The organism is Paenarthrobacter sp. Z7-10 (assembly GCF_026932795.1).
Taxonomy (GTDB): domain Bacteria; phylum Actinomycetota; class Actinomycetes; order Actinomycetales; family Micrococcaceae; genus Arthrobacter_M.
In genome coordinates this window covers 48,885-72,428 of the sequence record NZ_JADPVH010000002.1, presented here as the reverse complement: position 1 = coordinate 72,428, position 23,544 = coordinate 48,885, and the positions used below count along the sequence as shown (strand labels likewise).

Below are 23,544 nucleotides of genomic sequence, written 5' to 3'. Positions count from 1 at the left end.
TCCCTTCTGCGGGCGGCTGGCCCCCTGCCCTGCCGCACGGGCAGGACAGCGGGCCGTCCTTGCTGGTGTTACTGGGCCGCGTAAAGCGTCTTCGCCTGCGCCTCGAGGTTCTTCACATCCACCGTGCCGTCCTTGATGAAGGTCTGCAGGGCAGGAATCATCACGTTGTTGGCCATCGCGGGCAGGGCGTCGCGGTCAAAGAACTGGCTGATGCTCTTGGCATTTGCGATCACCTCGGCGCACGTCTTGTTCAGCGGCGTGAAGGAGGAAGTGTCGGCTCCCTTGACGGTGGCGATGTTCGACGGGTCAACCGCCGCGTAGGCGTTCTGCCCCTCGGCGGTACCCATGAACGCCATGAAGTCGCGGGCTGCCTGGTTCTGGCCGCCCTTCTTGGACAGCAGCAGACCGTCGATGGGTGCCTCCACGGCATCCCGGCCTTCCATGGCGATCTCCGGGAACGGGAAGAACCCGATGTCGGCCAGCGTGGTCTTGTCGGTGAACTGCTGGGTGACGAAGGACCCGAGCAGGTACATGCCCGACTTCTTGGCGCCGAGGGACTTGGCCGAATCCTGCCAGGTCATGCCCAATGCTCCGGGATTCTGGAAGGGCAGCAGAGCCTTCCACGTGTCGAAGACGTCGCTGACCTTCTTTTGGTCCCAAGACTCCTTGTGCGCGGCCAGATCCATATGGAACTGGTATCCGTTCTGCCGCATATTGATGTAGTCGAAGGTGCCCATGGCCGGCCAGCCATCCTTATCGGCAAACTCGATCGGGATGATGCCGTCACCTTTCATTTTGGCGCAGAGCGTCTTGAGCGCGTCGAAGGTGGTGGGAATCTCGTAGCCCTTCGAGGTCCACAGGCTCTTGCGGTAGAAGAAGCCCCAGGGGTAGTTGTAGTTGGGGACGAAGTACATTTTGCCGTCCGGGCCGGTGGAGGCCTTCTTCATCGCGTCGGAGAAGTTGGGTCCGATTTTTTCCCAGACGTCATCGATCGGTGCGAGCAGGCCCTTGCCCGCGTAGTACTGCGTCCGGTAGCCGGCGAACCAGGTGAACGTGTCGTCCGGACTGCCCTGCAGGTAGTTGTTGATTTTGTTCTGAAAGTCATTGTGGGCCACCGTATTGGTGGTCACCGTGATGCCGGACTTTTTGGTGAACGCATCAGTGACGGCCTTATAGCCGGCCTTCGGGACCGCGTCGGAGGCACCCGACCCGAACGTCAGCGATTTGGAGGCTCCGCCGCTGGCGCTTCCGGGGGCCGAGCCGCCCGTACACGCAGCCAGCAGCGGAACTCCGGCCAGGCCGGCGGCACCGACCCCCAATGATTTCAGCAGCGTTCGGCGGTCCATTCCTGCCCCGCCAAAGCCGGCGGACGACCGCGGATGGTAAGTTGCCATGATTTCTCCCTTGAAGTCACCAAGCTGTGAAGCAGATCACATTACACCATCATAATCGCTCAAAATCGAACGTCAATGCCCAAAAGAAAAAAATTTCGATCATTAAGTAACGGTCAGGTAAACGTCGTCGGGCAGCGGCACCGTCACGGGATGGAGTTGTTGGAAATGGTGTTGCAGAGCTAAGGACTGGGATGGAAAAAGGAACACCCCGGAAGCGCAGGGCAACCGGGGTGTTCGCTGTCGGTGAGGACTATTTTCGCAGTGAATCCGAGATCTGTGACATCACCGTGCTGTCCGCCAAGGTGGTGGCATCTCCGGCCTCCCGGCCCTCGGCGATGTCCTTCAGCAGTCTGCGCATGATCTTGCCGGAGCGGGTTTTGGGCAGTTCCGGTACCACCAAAATGGTTTTCGGCTTGGCGATCGGACCGATCTCCTTGCCAACGTGGTTGCGCAGAGTGGTGACGATGTCGGGGTCGTCCTTGGCCGAGCCGCGCAGAATGACGAAGGCCACCACTGCTTGACCGGTGGTTTCGTCCGCCGCGCCGACGACGGCCGCCTCGGCCACGGACGGGTGGCTGACCAGGGCGGATTCGATCTCGGTTGTGGAGAGTCTGTGGCCGGAAATATTCATCACATCGTCCACCCGCCCGAGCAGCCAGACATCGCCGTCGTCGTCCTTTTTGGCGCCGTCCCCGGCGAAATACATCGTCTCGAAACGCGACCAGTAGGTGTCCTTGTACCGCTCGGGATCTCCCCAAATGCCGCGCAGCATGGAGGGCCACGGCTCGCGCAGCACCAGATAACCACCGGCGCCGTTGGAGACCGGCTGGCCCATTTCGTCCACCACGTCGACGGCGATGCCTGGCAGCGGCACCTGCGCCGACCCTGGCTTCGTGGCCGTCACGCCTGGCAGCGGGGCCACCATGATGGCACCGGTCTCGGTCTGCCACCAGGTGTCCACGATGGGAGCCGGATGGTCCTTCTTCTGCCCCTGCTTGCCCGCATTGGCGCCTATCACCTCGCGGTACCACATCCAGGCCTCGGGGTTGATCGGCTCGCCGACGGATCCGAGGACCCGGATGGAGCTCAGATCGTACTGGCCCGGGATGTCGCGGCCCCATTTCATGAAGGTGCGGATCGCCGTCGGCGCGGTGTAGAGGATGGAGACCTTGTACTTTTCAACCAATTCCCACCAGCGCCCCTGATGCGGACTGTCGGGGGTGCCTTCATACATCACCTGGGTGGCGCCATTGATGAGCGGCGCGTAGGCGACATAGGTGTGGCCGGTGACCCAGCCGACGTCGGCCGTGCACCAGTACACGTCGGTCTCCGGGTGCAGGTCGAACACGGCCCGGTGCGTGTAGGCGGCCTGAGTCAGATAGCCGCCGGTGGTGTGCAGGATGCCCTTGGGCCGGCCGGTGGTGCCGGAGGTGTAGAGGATGAACAGCGGGTGCTCGGCTTCATGGCCGACGGCGGTATGTTCAGCGGATGCGGCCCCCACCGTGGTATCCCACCAGACGTCCCGGCCCTCGGTCCAAGCCACGTCCTCACCGTTGCGCTTGACCACCACGACGTGCTCCACGGTATGGCCAGGTTTCTGCAGCGCATCGTCGACGGCGGGCTTGAGGGCGCTGGGCTTGCCGCGCCGGTAGGTGCCGTCCGCGGTGACGACCAATTTGGCTTCCGCGTCGTCGATCCTGGAGCGCAGGGCCTCGGCGGAGAACCCGGCGAAGACCACGGAATGCACGGCGCCGATGCGGGCGCAGGCCAGCAGGGTAATGACGGCCTCGGGAATCATCGGCAGGTAGACGGCTACCCGGTCCCCCTTGGCCAGGCCGAGGGCTTCGAACGCGTTGGCGGCCTTTTTGACCTCCTCGGTCAGCTGCGCGTAGGTGTAGGTCCGGGTGTCACCCGGCTCGCCCTCGAAGTAGATTGCCACACGATCGCCCAAACCGTTTTCCACGTGCCGGTCCAGGGCGTTGTAGGCAGCGTTGAGCTCGCCGTCGGCGAACCATTTGGCAAACGGCGGGTTTGACCAGTCGAGGGTTTGGCTGAAGTCCTTACTCCAGCTGAGCAGGCTGCGTGCCTGCTTGGCCCAGAAGGCCGGCGCGTCCGCCGCGGCGTCGTCATACTCGCCGGCCTGGACGACCGCGGCGGCGGCGAACTCCGGTGTTGGCGCGAACCGGCGGTTTTCATGCAGTAGGTTTTCCAGCGCATCACCGGGATGCTCCTGCGCCTGGTCCGCGGCGCTTACGACAGGCGATCCGGCATTGTCCTGCGACATTGTTCAGCCCTTCATCTTCGCTTTAAGTGCGGCTGCGGTCCGTCCAGTAGGAGCGGAAAGACCGGAAGCCGGCACGGATTCTGGTTCCCCGGTCAGCCTATCCCGACCACCGCTGACCGTGTCCACAGTCACACGCCGTGAGCCTGCCATGCCACCCTGGCCGCGGGCCGCGGCCAGAAGGTCCCCAGCTAGAGTTGTCTGCCGTGTTTCACTAGGCTGTAACAGAACCGTGATCCGTCGCAAACCCTGCAGCAGGCCATTGAACGGGCCCGGCATGCGACGGGTACACCATACGTACCGGCCGGTTGTTGTTGGACCGTCCCGCGAGGAGCATGAAATGACTGAACAACAATTCGGACCACACAGCGAAAAGGCCGGCCGCGGGCAGGCCCCAGCCGGCGCAGCTGGGCGCAGTGAGATTACATCGTCAGCTGGGCACGGTGACGCAGCGACGACGACGACGGGTACCGAGGGGTCCGCGTCGAAGCGCGGGGCGCAGGCGGTCGTGGGAACCTTCACGCTGCGCGACCTGGTGGTGCTCGGTGCCGTGCTGGTGATCTTCATCGGCTCGCTGCTGCCGATCTTCCGCGCCGGGAACATGGTTAACCTCTGGAACGGGGCATCGCTGTTCTTCGTCGGCATCGGCATCGTTCTGCCGCTGATCGTGGCGGGACTCTTTCTTGCCCGCCGACTCGCGGCCCGAAGCACTTTCCGCGTCGGCTCACTGTCCGTGGATCAGTTTGGCTCGGTGGTTGCCTCCTTTGCGGTGGCTTACTTTTTCCTGAGCATCGTGAGTGACTTTGGACTTGGGTTCCTGATCGCGCTGATCGGATCACTTGCGCTATTGGCAGCGACCGTTGCAGCACCCTGGCTGCCCTTCTTCGCCGCTGATTTTGCCGGGCGGCCCGAATCCGCTGCCCATCCGGTGGCTCGCGATGCCGTCCTCCCAGTTCGGAAGCCGGCCGCCGCCCCCAAGCCCGCAGCCAACCGGCCCACCGGTTCGAACGCCGCTGGCTCCGCTCCTGTCTCCACCACCGCTGGGGTGGCTGCCTCCGGACCGGCCGCTACCGGCTCGGCTGCTTCCGGCTCGACGGCTACCGGCTCGGCTGTCTCCGCTACCACCGGAACGGCCGGTGCCGCCGCTTCCAGCCAGCGCGGTGCCACTCATCAGCCGGGTGCCACAGGCGCCACTGGTCGAGACAATGCAGGGGCACACTCTTCCACTACACATCCCGCCGGTTCGAACGCGGCAGCCGCGGATGGCCCAACTTCAGCGGCCGGCCGGCCGGCCGCTGAAACCGCCGATACCCAGCATGGCCCGGGCGCTCCCACGCGTGCCGCTTCGTCGTCGTCGGAAACTGCTGATACGCAACGCGCGGCGGGTCCCGCGCGGGCCGCTTCGTCGTCGTCGGAAACGGTGGCTGCCGCCCCCGAACTCAGCCAGTTCCTTGGCGGTGCGGCCGCTGGCGGCGCCGTGGCAGCCGCAGCACAATCCCTGCCGGCCGAAGGACAAACGTCTGAAGGTAATCGTGCGGGCAGCCCGGCGCAGCAGGGGTCAACGGGCGCTGGCAGCCGGAGTTCCGAGACCTTGGGTGCGCGTTCCGACAACGAGCCGAAGAAAAACGCAGGCGCGCAGGGAACGGGCGCGGATGGCGCAAGTGCCGCCGTCGAGCCCGTGGACGGAAGCCTTTCCGGGGTTCCAGCCACCACCGTCAATCCAACCGTCCAGGCACGGCGGGAAAGCATCGGCGCCACCGTCGATCCGGCGTCGCGTTCAGAGGCGGGACACAGCCACGATCAGCACGGCTGGCAGAACGAGGAAACCGGCGCGGAGTCCCACTCCTCCGCCTACGACGCGTTCTGGTTCGCGGTGGATCGGCCTCGCCCCGTCGTGGATGAGAAGACCGGCGGGTTCCTGTACAACGTGGAGCCGGGAAACTGGATCCTGGCACTGCAGGACCGCGGCCATGATTTCCTTGTCCAGAACACCGATGGCCGGGTCGGCGTGCTGCGCGATCTGCGCAACATTGAACGGGCACCGGAGGGCGAGTAGCGGCCAGGAACATTGAACGATGGCCGGAGGGCGAGTAGCGGCCAGGAACATTGAACGATGGCCGGAGGGCGAGTAGCGGCCAGGAACATTGAACGATGGCCGGAGGGCGAGCAGCGGCCAGGAACATAATATCTAGCTGAAATTGAGGAGCACATGGCCGGGACGACGTCCGGGAAGGCGGGATCGGACCGCAGTGTTGCGGATTCCGGCGCGCAGAGCGTGACCGGGCGGGGAACTTCGCGGGTAACCGGTGCGGGCGAGTCGCGGCTGGCTCTGACCCGGCGGGCGCGAAAGATCAATCGCGGTCTCGCCGGGCTGTACCCCTATGCGCATGCGGAGCTGGACTTCCGCAACCCCTACGAGCTCGTCGTGGCTACAGTGCTCTCCGCCCAGACCACCGATGTCAGGGTGAACCAGACAACTCCTGCGCTTTTTGCTAAGTATCCGAATGCCCAGGCGTTGTCGGAGGCGAATTCAGCCGACCTGGAATCCATGATCCAGCCCACGGGATTTTTTCGGGCCAAGACCCGGAGTCTGCTGGCGTTGGCGACCCGGATCGTGGACGAGTACGATGGCGAGGTCCCCGGGCGCCTCGAGGACCTCGTGACACTGGCCGGCGTCGGACGGAAAACCGCCAATGTGGTGCTCGGAAATGCTTTCGGCATTCCCGGAATCACCGTTGACACACACTTTGGCCGGCTGGCCCGCCGGTTTGGGTGGACGGATTCGGAGGACCCGGTCCAGGTTGAGCGCGATGTGGCGGAACTGTTTGAGCCGGCGGACTGGACCATGCTCTCGCACCGCGTGGTGTTCCATGGCAGGCGGGTGTGCCATGCCCGGAAGCCTGCCTGCGGGGCGTGCGGTGTAGCAACGCTGTGTCCGTCCTACGGCGAGGGGGAGACCGATCCGGTAAAGGCGAAAAAGTTGCTCAAGTACGAGCTTGCAGCGGGCAATGAGGAGTTACTGGCACGCATGCTTGCCGACGTGTCCAGAGCGGCGGAGTACCGGATGGAATTCCAGCGCGGTGCGCAGGTTCCCTTCGGATCAACGAACAAGTCGGAAAGTACCGCCGGGCCGGAAGCACCGTTGGGGGACGCAGGCACACTGCCGGGGCATCAGTGAGCGCACGGGCGGACTTGCATTTGCTGGCGGAAAGGGCCGCGGCCGGTCAGCTGCCCGATCCGCCGGACCCGCGTTGGTCAAGGGGTCTTGATCGGTCCACCGCCCGCCGCGCGGCCGTCCTGATGCTCTTCGGCGCACTCGACTCCGTTCCGGCGGCATCACCGAAGCCGCTGGCCCCCACCGAGTTGGACGTGCTTTTGGTGGAGAGAGCCGCGAATCTGGAGAACCACCCCGGTCAAGTCGCTTTTCCGGGCGGCGGAGCAGACGCCTCGGACACATCAGTGGAAGGCACAGCACTGCGTGAGGCCGTGGAGGAAACCGGATTGGACCCGGACGGGGTGGAAATTCTTGGTGCGCTGCCGGAGGTGGCCTTGCCGGTGAGCAACTTCCTGGTGACTCCAGTACTGGGCTGGTGGGCATCCCAATCCCCGGTGGCAGTTGTCGACTTCGGTGAATCCGCGCAGGTGTTCCGTGTCCCTGTGCGCGACCTGCTGGATCCGGACAACAGGTACATGGCTACAGTCCGCCACGGTGTGGAGACCTCCCGGAGCCCGGCGTTCAGCGTCAACGGGGTAGTGATCTGGGGATTCACCGGTGCCCTGCTGGACCGGCTCTTCGATCAGCTGGGCTGGGCGGTCCAATGGGACACCAACCGGCTGGTTCCCGTCCCGCTCTGATGCCGCGGATCTATTTAGCATCCGCGTAGGACTGCACCACGGTGATGTTGACCGGAAATTCAATCGGAATCTGACCGAACAACAGTTGCGTGGCCGCCCGCGCGGCTTCCTCCAGCAGAGCGCAGACCCGGTCCACGTCCTCATCCCGAGCGTGCACCATGATTTCGTCGTGCAGGAAGAAGACCATCTCGGGGACCCCGGCGGGGCCGCCATCAGCCGCGGCGCCACCGGGAACCTCCGACGGGAAGGCGCGCAGCCGTCGTCGTAATTCCGCCATCCAGCAGGCAGCCCAGTCCGCCGCCGAGCCCTGGACCACGAAATTGCGCGTGAAACGTCCACGGGACCGGGCCGCGCCGTCGGCCCGGCGCTGTTCCTCGGCCGTGGTGCTGCGTTGCGCGGCCATCCACGCAGTCGAGGGCGGCGGGCAGCTGCGTCCCAACCGGGTGGTCACGATCCGGCCCTTTTCCCCGGCCCGGGCTGCGTCCTCGACGTATCCCACCGCCTGCGGATAGGTGCGGGTGAGCTGGGGCATCAGCCGACCCGACTCACCCGTCGTCGCACCGTAGATGGCGCCCAAGAGCGCAACCTTGGCCTTCGCCCGGTCGCCGCCGAATCCCTGCGCTGCGATGCCGGCGTAGAGGTCCTTATCCCGCGCAGCCTCGGCCATCTTGGTGTCGCGGGCCAATGCCGCCAGCACCCGCGGCTCCAGCTGGGCGGCATCGGCGACGATCAGTTTGTACCCCGAATCCGCGAACGCGGCACCTCGAATCTGCCTGGGAATCTGCAGCGCACCTCCGCCACGGGAGGCCCACCGGCCGGACACCACTCCGCCCACCACATACTCCGGACGAAACCGCCCGCCGGCCACCCACTGGTCCAGCCACGCCCATCCGTTGGCCGCAAAAAGCCGGCTGAGTTTCTTGTATGCCAGCAGCGGTTCGATAGCCGGATGCTTTAGCTGCTCCAACTCCCAGGAACGGGTGGTTTTGACCTCGACGCCGGATCGGTGCAGTGCCCGCAGCAACTCCTGGCCGGAATCTGGGTTCAGCCCGGGGACACCGAGCAAATCCCGCAGCCGGGCCGCAAGCCGTTCCAGCTGTTCCGGCCGGCGCATCCCCTCCGGCCGCGGTCCCAAGTGGGTTTGCAGGATCGCCTCGTGCAAGTCCTCGCGCCAGGGAACGCCGGTATGCTGCATCTCCGCTGCGATCAGCGTGCCGGCCGATTCCGCGGCCAGCAGCAGTGACAGCTTGGCCTGCTCGCCGGTATCACGGACCGCCGCCAGCTGGGCCCGCAGATCAGCGCAAAGTTCCTCGAGCCCGGGTCCGCGCTGCTGTACCTGGCTGTCGAAAAGGCTGTCCTGATTGGGTACTCCCGGCCGCGAATCGGACGCGCCCTCCACCGGCAGAGCCATGTTAGCGCGCGGGTAACCAGTGGAGGCAGTGAACTCTGAATAGACCAGGATGTTGCGGCACAGGGTTAGATCGTGGCATTTTTCCACGCTGACACCGGCCCGCAGCAGCGCCGGGTACCAGTCCTGGGTTCGTTGCCACACCCAGCGCGGCCGGTCTTGTTCAAGGCCACGCACGACGTCGGGCAGGTTCTGCAGTGCGACGGTGAGTCTGGTTCCGGAAGGATTTCCGGCGGCGTCCAGGGAAAGCAGGTCCGCTGCGGGGCTCGGACCGGCGTCGGCGGAGCGGTTGCCGGAGGCAGTAGCCAACACCAGGTACATGCACCTATTCTGCCCGCTCCCGATCGGGGCGAAGAACGAGGCCGCCGGGAAGTGGCGCGACCGGCAGCCAAAGAGACACGACGCCGATCCGGCAGCCAAAGAGAAACGACGCCGATCCGGCAGCAGATACTTTTTGCAGCGCCGATCTGGCAGTCATCGAGCTGCATTGCCGATCCGGCAGCCACCGGCGGCCACAGGCGACTTCCCCTGCACACGGGCTTGCGACCAGTTCGCCGCGCACAACGGCATGAACTCCAGTAGCGGAGGCGGTGGACTTCCGGGGAACCTGTATCCATGTCTTCCGGTCCACGAATCCGCGGCCGGCGTGCCGCTGCACCGCGGACCCGCGCCGACTCCCTGCTCGAGGGATCTTCCGGCGCACAGGCCAGCTTTCCCACCGCCGACCGGGGCTCGAAAGTCCTTGGTCGGGAAGTTTCTGGCCCGGGAGCCCGGAGCCTGGCTGCCAGTAGCCGGGCGCACGGAGTTCCCGAGCCGGATCCTGGTGCGTTGAGGAGCAGGACCGAGACAGTTTCCGGCCGAGCCGGTCAATGGCTTCCGGAGCAGCGCATTGACGTTCTGTTGGTCACCGAATCCTCATATCTTCGGGATGAAGCGGCCAGAATTAGTGCCGCCGCCGCTGTGGAGCTGGCCGTAGCGGCAACCATAGAGTCAGCCGGCGTCGATTGGCATGGTGCCGGCGCCGTCCTGGTTGGCAGCGACATCTCCGAGCCCATACCCCGTCGTCGTGGACCGACCGTCCTCATAGGTGCCAGCGGCGAGAGTGAAACGCTGTGGCAGCAAGCATCAATTTCGGGTGTGGACAGGGTCGCCGTGCTTCCCCATGGTTCTGAATGGCTGGCCGAGTTCCTTGGCCGGCTCCGGGATCCCGCGTCCACAGGTTTCGTCCTCGGGATAGTCGGCGGATGTGGTGGGGCGGGGGCATCAACGCTTTCCGTTCTGATGGCCGGGCACGCGGCCGGCCTCGGAATCCGGACGCTGCTGGTCGACGGCGACGAGTGGGGCGGCGGACTGGACTTGGCCGTTGGCGGCGAAGATCTGCCGGGGCTCCGCTGGCCTGATCTCCAGGCTGCAGCGGGGTCGCTCAACCCGGGCCAATTGGCCGCGGCATTGCCGGTGGTGGCTGGTTTTTCGCTGTTGACATGGGGCCAGCAGCTGCAGGGAGCGAGCAGCAACCCGCAGGCACAGGGATTGAACATGGAAGTCCTCAAGGCGTCCCGCCGTGGTTACGAACTGACAGTGGTTGACGTCGGCCGCAGCCGCGATGCGTTGGCTGGATTGGGCCAGTTTTGTGATCAAGTGCTGGTGGTGGTCCCGGCCCGCATGCGCTCCGCGGTTGCCAGCGCGCAGCTGCTGGCGCATTTACCACCGCTGTCTACGTCTGTGGTCATTCGAGGCCCCATCAGGGAAGGTCTGGATGCGGATCTGATTGGCGGTTCCATTGGCGTCCCCGTGACCACTGTGATGCCCGCCGTGCGGGGGCTGACCGCAGCCGCGGAACGCGGCCAGTTGCTCGACTTTCTGCATCGGAGGTCCATCCGCCGGGTGACCGGAGCCGTTCTGGCAGAACTGCGCAGTGGGGACCAATGAGCCGTCACTCGTCCTCCCGACCCGCTGCGGAACTGGACGCCGCCTTGTTGGAGACCGTTCGGGCTGCGGTTCTCTCTCAAACCGGCCCGGTAACACCGTCCCGGGTGGCCGCGGCAGTCCAAGCCAGTGGGCGGCTGCTGGGCACTACTGGTTCCCTTGCCGCCGTTGACCGAATCCGCGCCGAATTGAATGGTCTCGGCCCGCTTCAACCACTGCTGGATGATCCGCGGGTTACTGATATCTACGTCAACGGCCCCGACTCGGTCTGGGTGGACCGTGGCTCGGGGGCAGAACGGACTGGGGTGGGTTTTTCCGGCGAACCGCAGGTACGGGCACTCGCCGCGCGGCTTGTGGCCGCGGGTGGACGGCGGCTGGATGACAGTTCGCCGTGTGTGGACATCAGGCTCGACGATGGCTGCCGGGTTCATGCCGTGCTGCCGCCCATCTCCACGGTGGGCACTCTGCTTTCAATCAGGGTCCGCCGCTCCACGGTCTTTACGCTGGACGAGCTGCTGGCATCCGGATTCGCTCCTGCCGCGATGGGCCAGGTTCTGTCCGCCATCGTCGCCCGGCGGCTGAGTTTTTTGATTAGTGGCGCGACCGGATCGGGAAAAACCACGTTGCTGACCACGATGCTCGGCCTGTGTGAGGACAACGAGCGCCTGGTGCTGATCGAGGACGTGGCCGAGCTGATGCCCGATCATCCACACGTGTTGGGGCTGGAGGCCCGGCATGCGAACAGCGAAGGTGGTGGAACCATCGACCTCGGTCAGCTTGTTCGCCAGGCCTTGCGGATGAACCCGACCCGCCTCGTGGTGGGCGAATGCCGCGGGGCTGAGGTTCGAGAACTTCTCTCCGCCCTCAACACAGGGCATCGCGGTGGTGGCTGTACTGTCCATGCCAACAGTGCGGCGGCCGTTCCCGCCAGGTTGACGGCGCTGGGGGCGCTGGGTGGTTTGAGCAGTGAGGCGGTCGGGCTGCAGGCCGTGAGTGCTCTCGACGTCGTTCTGCACTTGCAGCGTGGTCCGGCCGGGCGCCGGCTCGCTGAGATCGGCACGGTGGCGCTGAAATCAGGGACTCTGGAAGTGGTTCCCGCGATCACCTTTGTGAATAACGACGCAGGGAGCGTCCGTGAGTGCGTGCCGGCGGAATCGGAGTTGCGTTACGGGCCTGGGTGGGAAGGGCTCCAACGTGCCTTGGACGGGAAGTGGACCGGTGAGTGAGCTCTTGCTGTTCGGTATCCTGACTGCAGCGTGCTGCCTTCTGCTGGCGCCGCCCTCAGAACGGGGCGGTGCGGTCCGGGTTTTCCGCCCGGGGACAAAGGACTCCGTCCGGGAGCAGCGGGTCGCCGGCTCGAGCGCCCCTCCCCGGGGCCCGGCCAAGGCGCCTGAGCGCGATGGAACAAATTGGTCAACCAGGTTCAGGCGCACCGATCCCGCGGGGGAATATGAAGACCTGGTGCGGCTGCTGCGCGAGCTTTCGGCACTTCTGACCGCTGGAAGATCTGGACCCGAGTTGTGGAATGACGCCTTGGTGCGGCGCTGTCCCGAGGATCAGCAAACCTCTTTCCCGGTCGCTCACAAGGGGCGCGGCCGGAACCGCCAGATGCCGGCAAATTCCAATACCGCCATGCTTCAGTTGGCCCAGCGCGCGTCCCAGCTGGGTCTGAACGTCAGCACGGCTCTGCGTGCAGCCTGCCGGGAGCGCACGCCTGCACGAGATCGGAGGCGGACCGGCGATGCGGATGCCACCCGTGCCTGGCAGGAACTAGCCGCATGCTTGGACGTTGCGGAAATCAGCGGCGCGCCGCTGGCCGCAGTTCTGCTGCGATTAGCCGGCGCCCTCGAAGCCAACGGTGATGAAGCAGCCGTGCGGGAGACTTCTTTGGCGGGCCCCAAAGCGACGGTTCGCCTGCTGGCCTGGTTGCCCGCCCTCGGTCTCGGTCTTGGAGTGCTGATGGGAGTTGATCCCTTCGCCGTCCTCTTCGGTAGTCCGGTCGGCATCGCCGCCTTGCTGGCGGGTGTGGCCTTTTTAATTGCCGGGCGATGCTGGACCGCGCTGTTGATTTCGGCCGCCAGTGGGCGAAAATGACCGGACATAGCTGGTGGATTTTTGCCTTGGCGGCCTCCGGCATGATGGTTCTGTGCCAGCGGCCGGACAGGACGCGGTGGAAGCAGCGACTGCAGATGTGGCAGGTGCGGAGACGCCGAGGACCCCGATGGGTCCCCGTCCAGGAGAGCGCGGAAGCGGCCGGGGCAGCGTGCAGGAATGACGGCATTGAGGACGTCCCGCTCATGCTCGAGCTGCTCGCCACTGCCTTTGACGCGGGACTGCCGATGGTACGCGCCCTCGAAGTGCTCGCAGGGGTTGCCAACGAAGCTACCCGCCGCCGCTTGGTCGTGGTTGTCGCGGGGCTCTGCATCGGTGCCTCCTGGAGTACTTCCTGGTCTCTCGTGCACTGCGACGAGGTACTCGAAACCCTGCATTCCGCTTTGACTTTCGCCGCGCTGACAGGTGCTCCGTCGTCAGCGCTGCTCGACGCGGAAGCGGCCCAAATCCGGCGAATCAGACACCGGACGGCCGAGCGACGCGCAGCGGCACTTGGCGTGAAACTGGTGCTGCCGCTGGGGCTGTGCTTCCTTCCAGCCTTCGTTTGCCTGGGCATTGTCCCGGTAGTCCTGGCAATGGTTCCGTCGTTTCGCTGATGCCATGTTCTCCTCCACAACCGGAAAGTCAGCAGGGGTACCCCACTTGGAGTCGCCGGCATCTGTTCCTGGACGCTGGCTGCTACGAAAGTTGAGCATGGCCGCTCCGGGCGGCATTTTTTCGACAAAGGAGAAAAGATGAGAATCATCAGGGACGCAAACGGCATGCTTCGCACGGGGATGACCGGAGCCCGCGAATTGAACGGATCCGAGGGCGGCCAAGGCGCAGGGGACGGAGGCAGCCCGGACCGGGAGGACAGCGGCGCATCTGGCGCGGGTGAAGCACGCGGCCAGATTGTGCACGAGGAAACGCCTGTCGCCGTTTCGGATGACAAGCTCAGCCCCGTCCGGGAGATCTTCGCTGGCGCGGCCAGCCGCCCGCCATATCGCCAACGAGTGCCATTGCGTAGACGGTCAGCGGAAGCCGGGATGGCGACGGCCGAGTATGCGATCGCCACCCTGGCCGCCGTTGGCTTCGCTGGTCTGCTGGTCGTCATTCTGAAAAGTGATGAGGTGCGCGGCTTCCTGCTCAGCATTATTCGCAGCGCCCTAAGCATGCCGTGAGGCAGCAGGAACGGGATGGCGGACGGTGTCCCGCCGCTGACGGAGGATCTGTGACAGCGGAATTAGCCGTTACGCTGCCCGCGTTGACTGCCGTGCTGGCACTGCTCCTGCTGGCGGCGATGCTCGGCGTGACCCAGCTTAGGCTGGAGGAAGCGGCACGCTCTGCGGCACGTTCGTTTGCCCGCGGCGACTCTGTTGCCACTGCTTTCGCTGCAGCTCGGCAAGTTGCCGGTGGAACGGCCGAGATAAGCGTCTCGATGGATGAAAATCTGGTTTATGTCCAAGTCACTGCCCGGTTGTCCGGTCCAATGTCGGCAATGGTCAACTGGCCGCTGACGGCCACGGCCACAGCCGGCCGGGAGTCGGCTCCGCAGTCGGCTCGAGCCTATAGTGCGCAGTCCGGACATTCCCCGTGAGCAAGTACCCGGACCGGGAGGCCGGGGCGCCGAAACCAACAGCGGGACGGGAACGGGGTTCGGGAACCGTGCTGGCAGTCGGGGTGATCTGTGTCCTGTTGAGCATGCTCGCCGCTTTGCTGCTGATAACCCAAGCGGCCGTTGCGGCCAGCCGGGCTGCCACTGCCGCCGATCTTGCCGCGCTCGCCGGTGCGGACGCCGCCCGGGACCTGATTTCCGGTGAGCCGTGTACCGTCGCCGCTTCGGTGGTGGCGCAGCATCGGGCAGCACTGGTCAGCTGCATCGTTGGAGGTCATGAGAGGGACATTGTGGACATCAGTACCCGAGTAGATCTGCCGCCACCCTGGGGTGCCGCCAAGGGTCATGCCCGGGCGGGGCCACCCCCTATGGATGACTCCCCGCGCGGAGTCGACCCCGCACCCTAAACCGGAGCTGCACGGTTGGCTACTGCCGCCCGTCGGCCATCGCTGCACTCTTAGCCACTGGCGCACCGTCGGCGACTGCCGCACTGGCCAGCAGCACATCGATCAATTGAACCGCGCCGCGTTTGTCCAGGGGATTGTTCTTATTGCCGCATTTCGGTGACTGGACGCAGGATGGACATCCGGTCTCGCACTCGCAGGCGTCAATCGCGTCACGGGTGGCCCGGAGCCAGGTCCGGGCGGCTTCAAAGCCGCGTTCGGCGAAGCCGGCCCCGCCAGGGTGTCCGTCGTAGACAAAAATCGTTGGCTGCCCCGTATCTGCATGGACAGCCGTTGAAACTCCGCCGACATCCCAGCGGTCACTGGATGCCACCAGCGGCAACAGCCCGATCGCCGCGTGTTCGGCGGCGTGCAGTGCCCCCGGGAACTGGGGCTCAGCGAGGCCAACGCGCAACAAGGAGCCGTTGTCCAGCGTGAACCAGACCGCCTTGGTGAACAAGTCCCGGGCACCAAGTTCCAGAGGTTCCTCACCGAGTACCTCGTTGGAAATGAAGGCCTTGCGCTGAAAGGAGACCACCTGCGTGGTCACTTGGACCTCACCAAAGTGAACCTCCACCGGACCCCACTGCTCATGCCGGAGTGATTTAACTACTTCGATTTGGGTGACGTCGCGGGCTGTGGTGTAGAAATCGGGATTGCCCCGGCGCACCACCGCGCAGTGGTCTGCTTCATTGAGTTCTTCGACCAGGAACGTCACGCCCTGATGCACATAGACCGCACCGCGGTGGGCCTGATAGTGAGACTGGGGAGAGTCCATCGTGCCCAGCAGCGCGCCGGTATCTGCCTCGACGATGCTGATCGGGCCGCCGCCATCGGCCCGCAGATTAACCATCCCTGCTGCGCTGCGCGAATGGGTCCAGAACCATCCCGCCGGACGCCGCCTGAGATAGCCGTCCGCAACCAGCTCAGCGAGCAGGGTTTCCGTGCTGGAACCAAAAAGTCCAAGGTCGGCCGGGCCAAGAGGAAGTTCGGCCGCGGCCGCGCACAGGTGCGGACCCAAAACATACGGATTGGAGGGATCGAAAACGGTGGCTTCAACAGCGGTTCCGAACACTGCCTCGGGGTGGTGCACCAGATAGGTGTCCAAGGGGTCGTCGCTGGCAATGAACGCCGCTATGGCATCCTGGCCGGCGCGGCCGGCGCGGCCGATCTGCTGGAAAAGTGAGGCTCTGGTGCCGGGCCAGCCGGCCACCAGGACGGCGTCCAGCCCCGATATGTCGATGCCCAGCTCCAGGGCCGATGTGCTGGAGATTCCGAGCAGCTCCCCGGAGCGAAGGGCCTTTTCCAGCGCACGGCGCTCTTCCGGCAGATATCCGGACCGGTAGGCGGCGATGCGGTCCGGAAGCCGGGGGTCGACCTCCGCGAGCAGGCGTTTGGAGATGCTGGCAATGTTCTCGGCGCCGCGCCTGGACTTGATGAAGGCGATGGTGCGGATGCGGGATGAAACCAGGTTGGCCAGCAGGTCAGCGGTTTCGGCAACGGCGGTGCGCCGGGCCGGAGCACCGTTTTCGCCCTTGAGCTCCATCAGCGCCGGCTCCCAAAAGGCAACGGTGGTGGAGCCGTGCGGCGAGCAGTCTTCGGTGATGGCGCTGACCGGGGCGCCGATGAGCCGGCCGAACGACACGGCCGGTTCCGAGGAGGTGGCGGAAGCGGCGATAAAAATTGGTTCGGAGCCATAATAGGAGCAGATTCGACGCAGCCGACGCATCAGGTTTGCGACATGTGAGCCAAAGACGCCCCTGTAACTGTGGGCTTCATCGACGATGACGTACTTCAGTCTTCGGAAGAATCTGTCCCAGCGGGTGTGGTTGGGCAGGATGCCGAAGTGCAGCATGTCGGGGTTGCAGAGCACGAAATTGGCGTGGTCCCGGATCCAGCGCCGATCGCTGGGGTCCGTGTCGCCGTCGTAAGTGGCGGCACGGACGGTGGGAAGGTGAAGCGACTCGATGGCGGCGAACTGATCCGCGGCCAGGGCTTTGGTCGGCGAGAGGTACAGCGCAACGGCGCCCTCGGGGTCCAGCTTGCCCGGATTTGCGGCTGCGGTGAGGCCGGCGCGGTGGATCGCGTCCAGGGCAGGCAGTTGGTAGGCGAGGGATTTTCCGGAGGCCGTGCCGGTGGCAATCACCACATGGTGTCCGCCATGAGCCGCCTCCGCGCCCAGAACCTGGTGCTGCCATGGTTCGTGCACGCCCAAATTCGCGTATGCTGCGCGGATGTCGGCATGGGTCCAGGTTGGCCAGTCCACACTGATGGCCGACCGCGCGGGAATTTCGTGCACGTGCTGGAGCTGCTCCGGGTCTGGACCCCGGCCCAGCAGGGGAATCAGCGATTCGATGCGTGCCACTGAACCATTCTTTCATCCGCACCGAAACCGGTTAGGCGCGGCGCGTGCCGGTCCGCGGCAGGACGTAGGCTTAAATGCGTGGCTTTGAATCGAATCGTGCTTTTTTACGTCTTTACCCCGCTGCCGGACCCGGAAGCTATTCGGCTCTGGCAGCGCACACTGTGCGAAAAACTTCAGCTGCGGGGCCGCATCCTGATCTCCGGCGACGGCATCAATGCCACTGTTGGCGGGGACCTGAACGCCATCAAGCAGTATCTGAAAATTGCCCGCGGCTACGCTGGCTTCCGGAATCTTGACGCCAAGTTCTCCGCGGGGTCGGCCGACGACTTCCCGCGCCTGAGCGTCAAGGTCAGGGATGAAATCGTCAGCTTTGGAGCGCCGGGGGAGCTGCAGGTGGATGCGGGCGGCGTGCTGGGCGGCGGCACCCACCTTGCACCTGAGGAACTGCATGAGCTCGTGGCGCAGAAGCGGGCCAGCCGGAAGGAGGTTGTCTTCTTTGACGGCAGGAACGCCTTCGAGGCGCAGATCGGCAGGTTCAAAAATGCCGTGGTGCCGGATGTCGCCACCACGGCAGACTTCATCCGGGAGCTGGACTCAGGCAAATACGATGCGCTCAAGGACGAGCCGGTGGTCACCTATTGCACAGGTGGCATCCGCTGTGAGGTGCTGAGTTCCTTAATGATTAACCGGGGATTCAAAGAGGTCTACCAGCTCGACGGCGGCATCGTTCGGTACGGCGAGACGTTCAAGGATGAAGGACTGTGGGAAGGTTCGCTGTACGTTTTCGATAAGCGGATGCATTTGGAATTCAGCGACCAGGCCCGCACTCTCGGACACTGCGTGCGTTGCAGCACGCCAACCAACAAATTCGAAAACTGTTCCAATCCCAGCTGCCGCAATCTGGCACTGTACTGCAGCGATTGTGCCAGCAGCGCTGACACGCTGCTTTGCCCGCAGGGCTGCAGCGCCTGACCCAGGTGCCGGCGGATGGCATGACGTCCAGCCGCCGGCGACCCGCAGTGCGACTCAGGCAGTCAGCTCCAACACCGGGCCGGAATGCAGTGCGCGGTAGACCCGGTCCCGCAGGGCATTCGCCTCCCCGATGGTCAGGGTTCGGTCCAGGGCCTGCAGCGTCAGCCGCACCAGGACGTTGTTCTGTCCCGGCTTGGGCTGCAACCGCTCGACGGCGGCGGCCGGCAGCTCCGCGGCAGGCGTAACCGCACGAACCACCAGGGACGCCAGCACGGCCGAGTCGGTCCCCAGCGCTTCCCGGGCGGCATCGCCGAGCGTTTCGACGTCGTCGTCCGCGCTGCAAAGCAGCGTCCGCGCTGCAAAGCAGGGACAGATCCCGGTGCATGGGCGGCATCACCGAGACGTGCCGCCACGGCAGGAGATCCTGCAGCTGTTCCTGCGCCCGGGGATGCGGCGAGCGCAGCAAGCGGATGTCCGGGATGTCCTTGCGCAGCATCAACGCCCGGTCCAAACCTAAGCCCAAGGCAAGACCGCACCAACGGCGCGGATCCACCCCGGCCGCCCGGAGGATCGGTGCCGCCACTAGGCCGCACTCCGCCAGTTCCAGCCAGTTGCCGTCCACCAGGACATCAAGCTGATGGCCGTGCACGGTATAGGAGTGGGCCGTCGGCACGGCGCGCCAACGGGCTCCGGGCAGCACGGCGGCCACCACCGATGCCATCAGCTGCTGCATGTCCGCCAACCCCAGCAGACCGCGGGCCCGGAGCCGCCATAAATCCAGCTGATGCGGCGTGCCAACATGCGTTCGGTCCACACTGTCACGGCGATACACCATCCCCGGCAGCGCGTGCAGGACGTCATAACTATCCCGCTCCGACGCCAGCGCATCCAGCAGCGCTGGGACGCCTGCGGAAGTATGGCTGCGCAGCATCACGGTCGGACTGACGTGCTGGGAATAGCGCGAATCCCGCGTCGCGGCGCCGGAGCTGTAACCGAGTCGGTCGTAGTTGTCCCGGGTGGCCACCAGCGGATTATGCCGGTGCAGCTGGGTCGGCACGCCCCACGCATCCTTGAGCGCGTCGAGCACGCCGTCCAGGATCAGCTGCGTGGCATGATCGCCCTGCGCCGGATCACTGAGGTCGCGCAGCGCAAGCGCGGCATTGATTTCGGTCAGCGACAGGTAGCGTGCTGCTGGCTGAAGCCGGGGCGTCAGGGCAGCTGACGAGGAAGTATGTGTATTGGGAGGGGAATACATGGCAAAGTCCTTTGGAGAGTGGCTGAAAGGGGAAGTTTCACCCTCGGCCACTGTGCCGGTGGACTCAGCGCGTCAGCGAACAGCCCGTCCGGCCGGTAAACGGCCGAGGGCTGGGAAATCGCTGCTGCTGATGCATGCTTCCATCGTAAACCCCGACCGCAACCCCTGACTTTAGACTTGAGTTCGTGACCGACTTTGCAGATGTCCACGACGCCCCGAATAGCTCCGACCTGGGTGTGCTTCAGACCTTGGCCGAGGATCTGGCCGCGCTCGATTACACGGTGGAGGGGGTCCGGGCCTTGCTCGGTGAAGAAGCTCACCGGGCACTGGACCGCGATCAGCTGATCCCGGCCCTGCTCGCGTCGGCCGACGACGACGGCGGGCTGGCTGCGGCGGTCCGGCTGTGGCTGCTTGCCGAACCGGTCAGCCCCGCCGCGGTCGCGGCGGCCTTTCCGTCCACGGGATTGGACTCCCTTCGGTTTCTAGGGCTGATCGAGGACGACCCTTCCGGTGCGGTTCGGGCCGCGGTCGACCTGCGCCCCTACGGTTGGGCCGCGGAACGCGATGGCAGCGGAGATGTTGAGCTGTGGATCGCCAGCGATCTGGGCGCCCATCAGCGCACGGGGGTGCTCCGCCGGGATCACGTGCTGGGCATCGGCCAGGCTTCCCTGACGCTGGCCCAGAGCACCGTTCGGCGGCCAGTGGAACGGGCGCTGGACCTGGGCACAGGCTGCGGCATCCAGACATTCCACCTGCTCAGTCATGCCCGTCACGTGGTGGCCACCGATATATCCGCCCGGGCGCTCGCCTTCAGCAGGTTCAACCTGCTGCTCAACGCCCCGCAACTGGGCATCGAAAGGGACAATTTGGCTGTGCGGGTGGAGCTGCGTCTGGGCAGCTTGCTTGAACCGGTGGCCGGCGAAAAGTTCGACCTGGTGGTGTCGAACCCGCCGTTTGTGATCACGCCGCGAAACAGTACGGAGACCGCCGGGGACCAGTTCACCTATCGCGATGGCGGCCTTGCGGGCGACGAAATTGTCGCTGCCCTGGTGCACGGACTGCCCAGCGTGCTGGCCCCGGGCGGAACGGCGCAGCTGCTGGGGAACTGGGAGATTCAGGGCGCCGGTTCGGCGGAGGCTGCCGGCTCCTGGTCGCTGCGTCCGGAGTCTTGGCTGCGGTCGACGGCCGATGCCTGGTTCATCCAGCGCGAAGTGCTGGAACCCGGGCAGTATGCCGAGACCTGGCTGCAGGATGCCTCTGAGGGCCGCGATCGCAATCTGTACGCCGCTTCCTACCGGGAATATCTGCAGGATTTCGCCTCCCGTGCGGTTACGGGAATCGGCTTCGGCATGATTTGGCTGCGCGCCGTCCCCGCTGGTGCCGCACCATTCATCCGCCGCTTCGAAGAGATTCCGCATCCGATCGAACAGCCCATCGGGCCGCATCTGGGCCAGCAGGTGGAGCGAGCCGACTGGCTTGCCGCTCTGGATCGGGACGCCGGTACCCTCGACGGGCTGGCCGGCGAGCACTTGGTAGTGGCCGGCGATGTCACCGAAGAGCGTCATCAAAGGCCCGGTGCGGAGCATCCGGGGGTGATCTTGTTGCGGCAGGGCGCTGGCTTGCGCCGGACCACGCTGCTCAGCACCGAGTTGGCCGGTTTTGCCTCCGCCTGCGACGGTGACCTTTCCGTCGGACAAATCATCGGGGCGCTGGCGGCGCTACTTAACCGGGACGACGGCGCAGACGGGTCCCGGAACTTCACTGTCCAATTGCTGCACGACGTCCGCAACCTGGTGCTCGACGGTTTCCTGCTCCCGGCGGAGATTGCCTCGCGCTGATTCGGCTGCCGCTGAACTCGCACCGTCGTGCGCCCGCGCGGCTGCACCGCCGTCGTCGGCCGGTCCAACCCAAGCGGCAGGAACGTCCACTTCCGGGCGGCGGGCGGCAATCAGCACGGTGATCACCGCCGAAGCAAGCAGCGTCGCCGCGCCACAGAACACGAAGCCGGTGCGCGGATCGAAAAGGCTCCCCAGCAGGCCGCCGACGCCCAGCGCGCCGATGGATACGGCCCTGGTCAGACCCATCACGATGGCCGAAACCTGCCCGCGGTGGGCTTCCGGGGTGCGCAGAATGATCAGGGCACCAAAAGTGGCGTTGAGGACACCCAGATTGACGCCGGCGATGCAGCTGAAGATATAGAGCGCAGCCAGATTCGGTGCCAGACCCATCAGGATCAGCAGAATCGACGCGCCGGCGGCGGAGGCCAGAAAGGCCTTAAGCCGCAGCTTCTCCGTGCTGATTCTGCCCGCGGACAAGGACCCGGACACCAGGCCAGCGCCCATGACCGCGGACAGTAGTCCGTACTGCGCGGCCGAGGCGCCTAGGGTTTCCCGGACCAGGAAAACTTCCAGTACGTTGATGGCCTCGGCACTGAGGATGATGAACAGCGAACCGATCAGCACGAAACGCAGCAGCCGGTCCCGGTTGACAATCCGCAGCCCGTCCAACAGGCGTGGTTTGGCCGCGTCGGTGCGTCCAGCGGCACCGTTGCGCCGGGTCCTGATGGACAACGCACCCAGAGCCAGCAGCAGATAACAGCCACCGGCCGTCCAAAAACTGAAAGCGGTGCCACCGTTGCCCACCAGGATTCCGCCCGCGGCTGGACCGGCCATCTGGGCCAGCATCAGGGTGGCCTGCATGCTCCCCATTGCCCGCGGCGTCCGCTCCTCGCCCACAATCCGCGGAAGCAGGGCCGGCCAGGTGGGACTGGCCACCGCCAGTGAAGCCTCCAGCACAAACGTCAGAACGAACAGCGCCGGCAGATAATCGCTGAACAACCGCATGCTGATGGCCATTGCTGCAACGGCCGCGGCGCTGGCTACAGAGGCGCCCGTGGCAAGCCGCTTGGAGTCGTGTGTATCTGCGAGCCGTCCGGCCCATGGGGCGAGCAGGACCATGGGCAACGTGGAAATGAGCAGAAAGAACGTCACGGCCCAAGCACCGTGCCGGCTGTCCCCGGCGCTGGCCTGGATGTGCAGCAGAATCGACACGACGACGGCGCCGTAGCCCACGCTGCCCAGGAATCGGGAGCTGCTGGCGATCAGGAAGTCCCGGTTCATGAGCAGGGACTTTGGCCGTGACGCTGGGACTTTCGGGGAAAGGGGATGATAACCAGCCGGCTCACACTTATGAAGCAAATCTTTCATAAGTGTGAAACTAATCTTTCACATATTCGTTGTCAAGCGTTTGTTTCAGATTTCGTTATGCTTGAGCCATGACAGCTCAGCAGGATCCGGAGCAGCTATCCCGGGACACCGAACGCAGCGTCGTGAACATCACTGATCCGCAGGCCATCCGTGCGCTGGCCCACAAGGTGCGACTCGATGTCATTGATGAACTCTTTGGCTCCGATGAGACGTATACCGCAACGGAACTGGCCCGCAGTTTTGGACTGACGCCCAGCGCCATGAGCTATCACCTGCGCGCATTGGAAAAATGGGGATACGTGCTGCGCGCGGCCTCGGCGGGGGACGGTCGGGAACGGCGCTGGAAGGCTGCCGGCGAAACTCTGACGGTGGGGGACCGCACCAGTGCGTCGGATCTGGTTGGCTCCACACTGATCGATGTGACATTGAACGCCACACGCGACCGGATCAACCGCGCGCTTGCCCAGGCCGAAGCCAGCGGCGGGCCGGCACCAACGTCGTTGATGCTGGCCTCATCGAAGCTGAAAGTTACGGAGGCCGAGGCCAAGGAATTTACGGCCGAATATCACCAACTGGTGGAGCGCTACCGCAAGCTGACGCACTCCCCGGACGCGGCAGAGAAGCCCAAGCCCATGTACCTGACCACGATCTTCGTTCCCGAGGTGGATCCTCCCAAGTAAGTAGCAGATAACGCACTCATTCCCTCGAATGAGTGCAACAACTGCCACCCAGT

The 23,544-nt window shown here is 65.1% G+C and carries 19 protein-coding genes and 1 pseudogene; 13 read left to right on the top strand and 7 right to left on the bottom strand.

The features are described 5' to 3' along the window. Positions 1 to 68 precede the first annotated feature (68 nt). A complete protein-coding gene (locus tag IV498_RS01095) occupies positions 69 to 1,394 on the bottom strand; it encodes an ABC transporter substrate-binding protein (protein ID WP_269044710.1) in 1,326 nt (441 codons plus the stop codon). A 250-nt stretch (positions 1,395 to 1,644) separates the two neighbouring features. Then, the gene (acs, locus tag IV498_RS01090) at positions 1,645 to 3,678 is read right to left on the bottom strand and encodes an acetate--CoA ligase (RefSeq protein WP_269044709.1); all 2,034 of its coding nucleotides are present in this window, start codon (positions 3,676 to 3,678) and stop codon (positions 1,645 to 1,647) included. A 337-nt stretch (positions 3,679 to 4,015) separates the two neighbouring features. Between acs and IV498_RS01085 the strand changes: the two genes are divergently transcribed. The 3 genes from IV498_RS01085 to IV498_RS01075 all read left to right on the top strand — a co-directional run bounded on the left by IV498_RS01085 (position 4,016) and on the right by IV498_RS01075 (position 7,530). Then, on the top strand, positions 4,016 to 5,731 hold the full coding sequence (locus tag IV498_RS01085; protein WP_269044708.1) for a hypothetical protein: 1,716 nt from the start codon (positions 4,016 to 4,018) through the stop codon (positions 5,729 to 5,731). Positions 5,732 to 5,884: 153 nt separating this feature from the next. Beyond that, positions 5,885 to 6,853 (top strand): endonuclease III, encoded by a 969-nt coding sequence (gene nth, locus IV498_RS01080; protein ID WP_269044707.1) that lies wholly within the window; start codon positions 5,885 to 5,887, stop codon positions 6,851 to 6,853. After that, positions 6,850 to 7,530 (top strand): NUDIX hydrolase, encoded by a 681-nt coding sequence (locus IV498_RS01075; RefSeq protein ID WP_269044706.1) that lies wholly within the window; start codon positions 6,850 to 6,852, stop codon positions 7,528 to 7,530. Before nth ends, IV498_RS01075 begins: the two co-directional genes overlap by 4 nt. A gap of 10 nt (positions 7,531 to 7,540) precedes the next feature. Here IV498_RS01075 and IV498_RS01070 read toward each other — a convergent pair whose 3' ends face one another. After that, positions 7,541 to 9,259 (bottom strand): bifunctional 3'-5' exonuclease/DNA polymerase, encoded by a 1,719-nt coding sequence (locus IV498_RS01070; protein ID WP_269044705.1) that lies wholly within the window; start codon positions 9,257 to 9,259, stop codon positions 7,541 to 7,543. A gap of 294 nt (positions 9,260 to 9,553) precedes the next feature. Between IV498_RS01070 and ssd the strand changes: the two genes are divergently transcribed. The 7 genes from ssd (at position 9,554) to IV498_RS01035 (ending at position 14,977) form a co-directional block, all read left to right on the top strand. Then, entirely contained in the window at positions 9,554 to 10,867 is a 1,314-nt protein-coding gene (gene ssd, locus IV498_RS01065; RefSeq protein WP_269044704.1) for a septum site-determining protein Ssd, read from the top strand. Then, complete coding sequence (locus IV498_RS01060; protein ID WP_269044703.1) at positions 10,864 to 12,090, top strand: TadA family conjugal transfer-associated ATPase; 1,227 nt, start codon at positions 10,864 to 10,866, stop codon at positions 12,088 to 12,090. The genes ssd and IV498_RS01060 overlap by 4 nt, the downstream gene beginning before the upstream one ends. 382 nt (positions 12,091 to 12,472) lie before the next feature. Further along, positions 12,473 to 12,958 carry a hypothetical protein gene (locus IV498_RS01055; protein ID WP_269044702.1) on the top strand — a complete coding sequence of 162 codons (486 nt, stop codon included), beginning with the start codon at positions 12,473 to 12,475 and terminating at the stop codon, positions 12,956 to 12,958. Then, a complete protein-coding gene (locus IV498_RS01050; protein WP_269044701.1) occupies positions 12,955 to 13,572 on the top strand; it encodes a type II secretion system F family protein in 618 nt (205 codons plus the stop codon). Before IV498_RS01055 ends, IV498_RS01050 begins: the two co-directional genes overlap by 4 nt. Before the next feature lie 138 nt (positions 13,573 to 13,710). Continuing rightward, the gene (locus tag IV498_RS18775) at positions 13,711 to 14,136 is read left to right on the top strand and encodes a DUF4244 domain-containing protein (protein WP_330059134.1); all 426 of its coding nucleotides are present in this window, start codon (positions 13,711 to 13,713) and stop codon (positions 14,134 to 14,136) included. Positions 14,137 to 14,186: 50 nt separating this feature from the next. Further along, positions 14,187 to 14,552, top strand: a complete 366-nt coding sequence (locus tag IV498_RS01040; protein WP_269044700.1) for a TadE family type IV pilus minor pilin — start codon at positions 14,187 to 14,189, stop codon at positions 14,550 to 14,552. After that, the gene (locus tag IV498_RS01035) at positions 14,549 to 14,977 is read left to right on the top strand and encodes an Rv3654c family TadE-like protein (RefSeq protein WP_269044699.1); all 429 of its coding nucleotides are present in this window, start codon (positions 14,549 to 14,551) and stop codon (positions 14,975 to 14,977) included. The genes IV498_RS01040 and IV498_RS01035 overlap by 4 nt, the downstream gene beginning before the upstream one ends. Before the next feature lie 19 nt (positions 14,978 to 14,996). On the opposite strand, the gene IV498_RS01030 is transcribed toward IV498_RS01035, so the two are convergent. Continuing rightward, complete coding sequence (locus IV498_RS01030) at positions 14,997 to 17,378, bottom strand: DEAD/DEAH box helicase (RefSeq protein WP_269044698.1); 2,382 nt, start codon at positions 17,376 to 17,378, stop codon at positions 14,997 to 14,999. 78 nt (positions 17,379 to 17,456) lie between these two features. Between IV498_RS01030 and trhO the strand changes: the two genes are divergently transcribed. Further along, complete coding sequence (gene trhO / locus IV498_RS01025; RefSeq protein WP_269044697.1) at positions 17,457 to 18,350, top strand: oxygen-dependent tRNA uridine(34) hydroxylase TrhO; 894 nt, start codon at positions 17,457 to 17,459, stop codon at positions 18,348 to 18,350. Positions 18,351 to 18,404: 54 nt separating this feature from the next. Here trhO and IV498_RS01020 read toward each other — a convergent pair whose 3' ends face one another. Next, the gene (locus tag IV498_RS01020; protein WP_269044778.1) at positions 18,405 to 18,623 is read right to left on the bottom strand and encodes a hypothetical protein; all 219 of its coding nucleotides are present in this window, start codon (positions 18,621 to 18,623) and stop codon (positions 18,405 to 18,407) included. A 130-nt stretch (positions 18,624 to 18,753) separates the two neighbouring features. After that, positions 18,754 to 19,605: pseudogene (gene srmL, locus IV498_RS18995) on the bottom strand (PheS-related mystery ligase SrmL); the annotation flags it as partial. A 185-nt stretch (positions 19,606 to 19,790) separates the two neighbouring features. Between srmL and IV498_RS01005 the strand changes: the two are divergent. Further along, complete coding sequence (locus IV498_RS01005; protein WP_269044696.1) at positions 19,791 to 21,443, top strand: DUF7059 domain-containing protein; 1,653 nt, start codon at positions 19,791 to 19,793, stop codon at positions 21,441 to 21,443. Here the strand turns inward: IV498_RS01005 and IV498_RS01000 are convergent. Continuing rightward, the gene (locus tag IV498_RS01000) at positions 21,324 to 22,724 is read right to left on the bottom strand and encodes an MFS transporter (RefSeq protein WP_269044695.1); all 1,401 of its coding nucleotides are present in this window, start codon (positions 22,722 to 22,724) and stop codon (positions 21,324 to 21,326) included. The two genes, IV498_RS01005 and IV498_RS01000, sit on opposite strands and share 120 nt — an antisense overlap. 155 nt (positions 22,725 to 22,879) lie before the next feature. On the opposite strand from IV498_RS01000, the gene IV498_RS00995 reads away from it, so the two are divergent. Next, a complete protein-coding gene (locus IV498_RS00995) occupies positions 22,880 to 23,491 on the top strand; it encodes an ArsR/SmtB family transcription factor (protein ID WP_269044694.1) in 612 nt (203 codons plus the stop codon). Positions 23,492 to 23,544: the final 53 nt, after the last annotated feature.

Coding starts and splice junctions, on each gene's coding strand:
- acs (WP_269044709.1), bottom strand. CDS start 3,678: ATGTCGCAGGACAATGCCGGATCGCCTGTCGTAAGCGCCGCGGACCAG.
- ssd (WP_269044704.1), top strand. CDS start 9,554: ATGTCTTCCGGTCCACGAATCCGCGGCCGGCGTGCCGCTGCACCGCGG.
- IV498_RS18775 (WP_330059134.1), top strand. CDS start 13,711: ATGAGAATCATCAGGGACGCAAACGGCATGCTTCGCACGGGGATGACC.
- IV498_RS01000 (WP_269044695.1), bottom strand. CDS start 22,724: ATGAACCGGGACTTCCTGATCGCCAGCAGCTCCCGATTCCTGGGCAGC.
- IV498_RS01070 (WP_269044705.1), bottom strand. CDS start 9,259: ATGTACCTGGTGTTGGCTACTGCCTCCGGCAACCGCTCCGCCGACGCC.
- IV498_RS01050 (WP_269044701.1), top strand. CDS start 12,955: ATGACCGGACATAGCTGGTGGATTTTTGCCTTGGCGGCCTCCGGCATG.
- nth (WP_269044707.1), top strand. CDS start 5,885: ATGGCCGGGACGACGTCCGGGAAGGCGGGATCGGACCGCAGTGTTGCG.
- IV498_RS00995 (WP_269044694.1), top strand. CDS start 22,880: ATGACAGCTCAGCAGGATCCGGAGCAGCTATCCCGGGACACCGAACGC.
- IV498_RS01085 (WP_269044708.1), top strand. CDS start 4,016: ATGACTGAACAACAATTCGGACCACACAGCGAAAAGGCCGGCCGCGGG.
- IV498_RS01055 (WP_269044702.1), top strand. CDS start 12,473: ATGCCGGCAAATTCCAATACCGCCATGCTTCAGTTGGCCCAGCGCGCG.
- IV498_RS01095 (WP_269044710.1), bottom strand. CDS start 1,394: ATGGCAACTTACCATCCGCGGTCGTCCGCCGGCTTTGGCGGGGCAGGA.
- IV498_RS01060 (WP_269044703.1), top strand. CDS start 10,864: ATGAGCCGTCACTCGTCCTCCCGACCCGCTGCGGAACTGGACGCCGCC.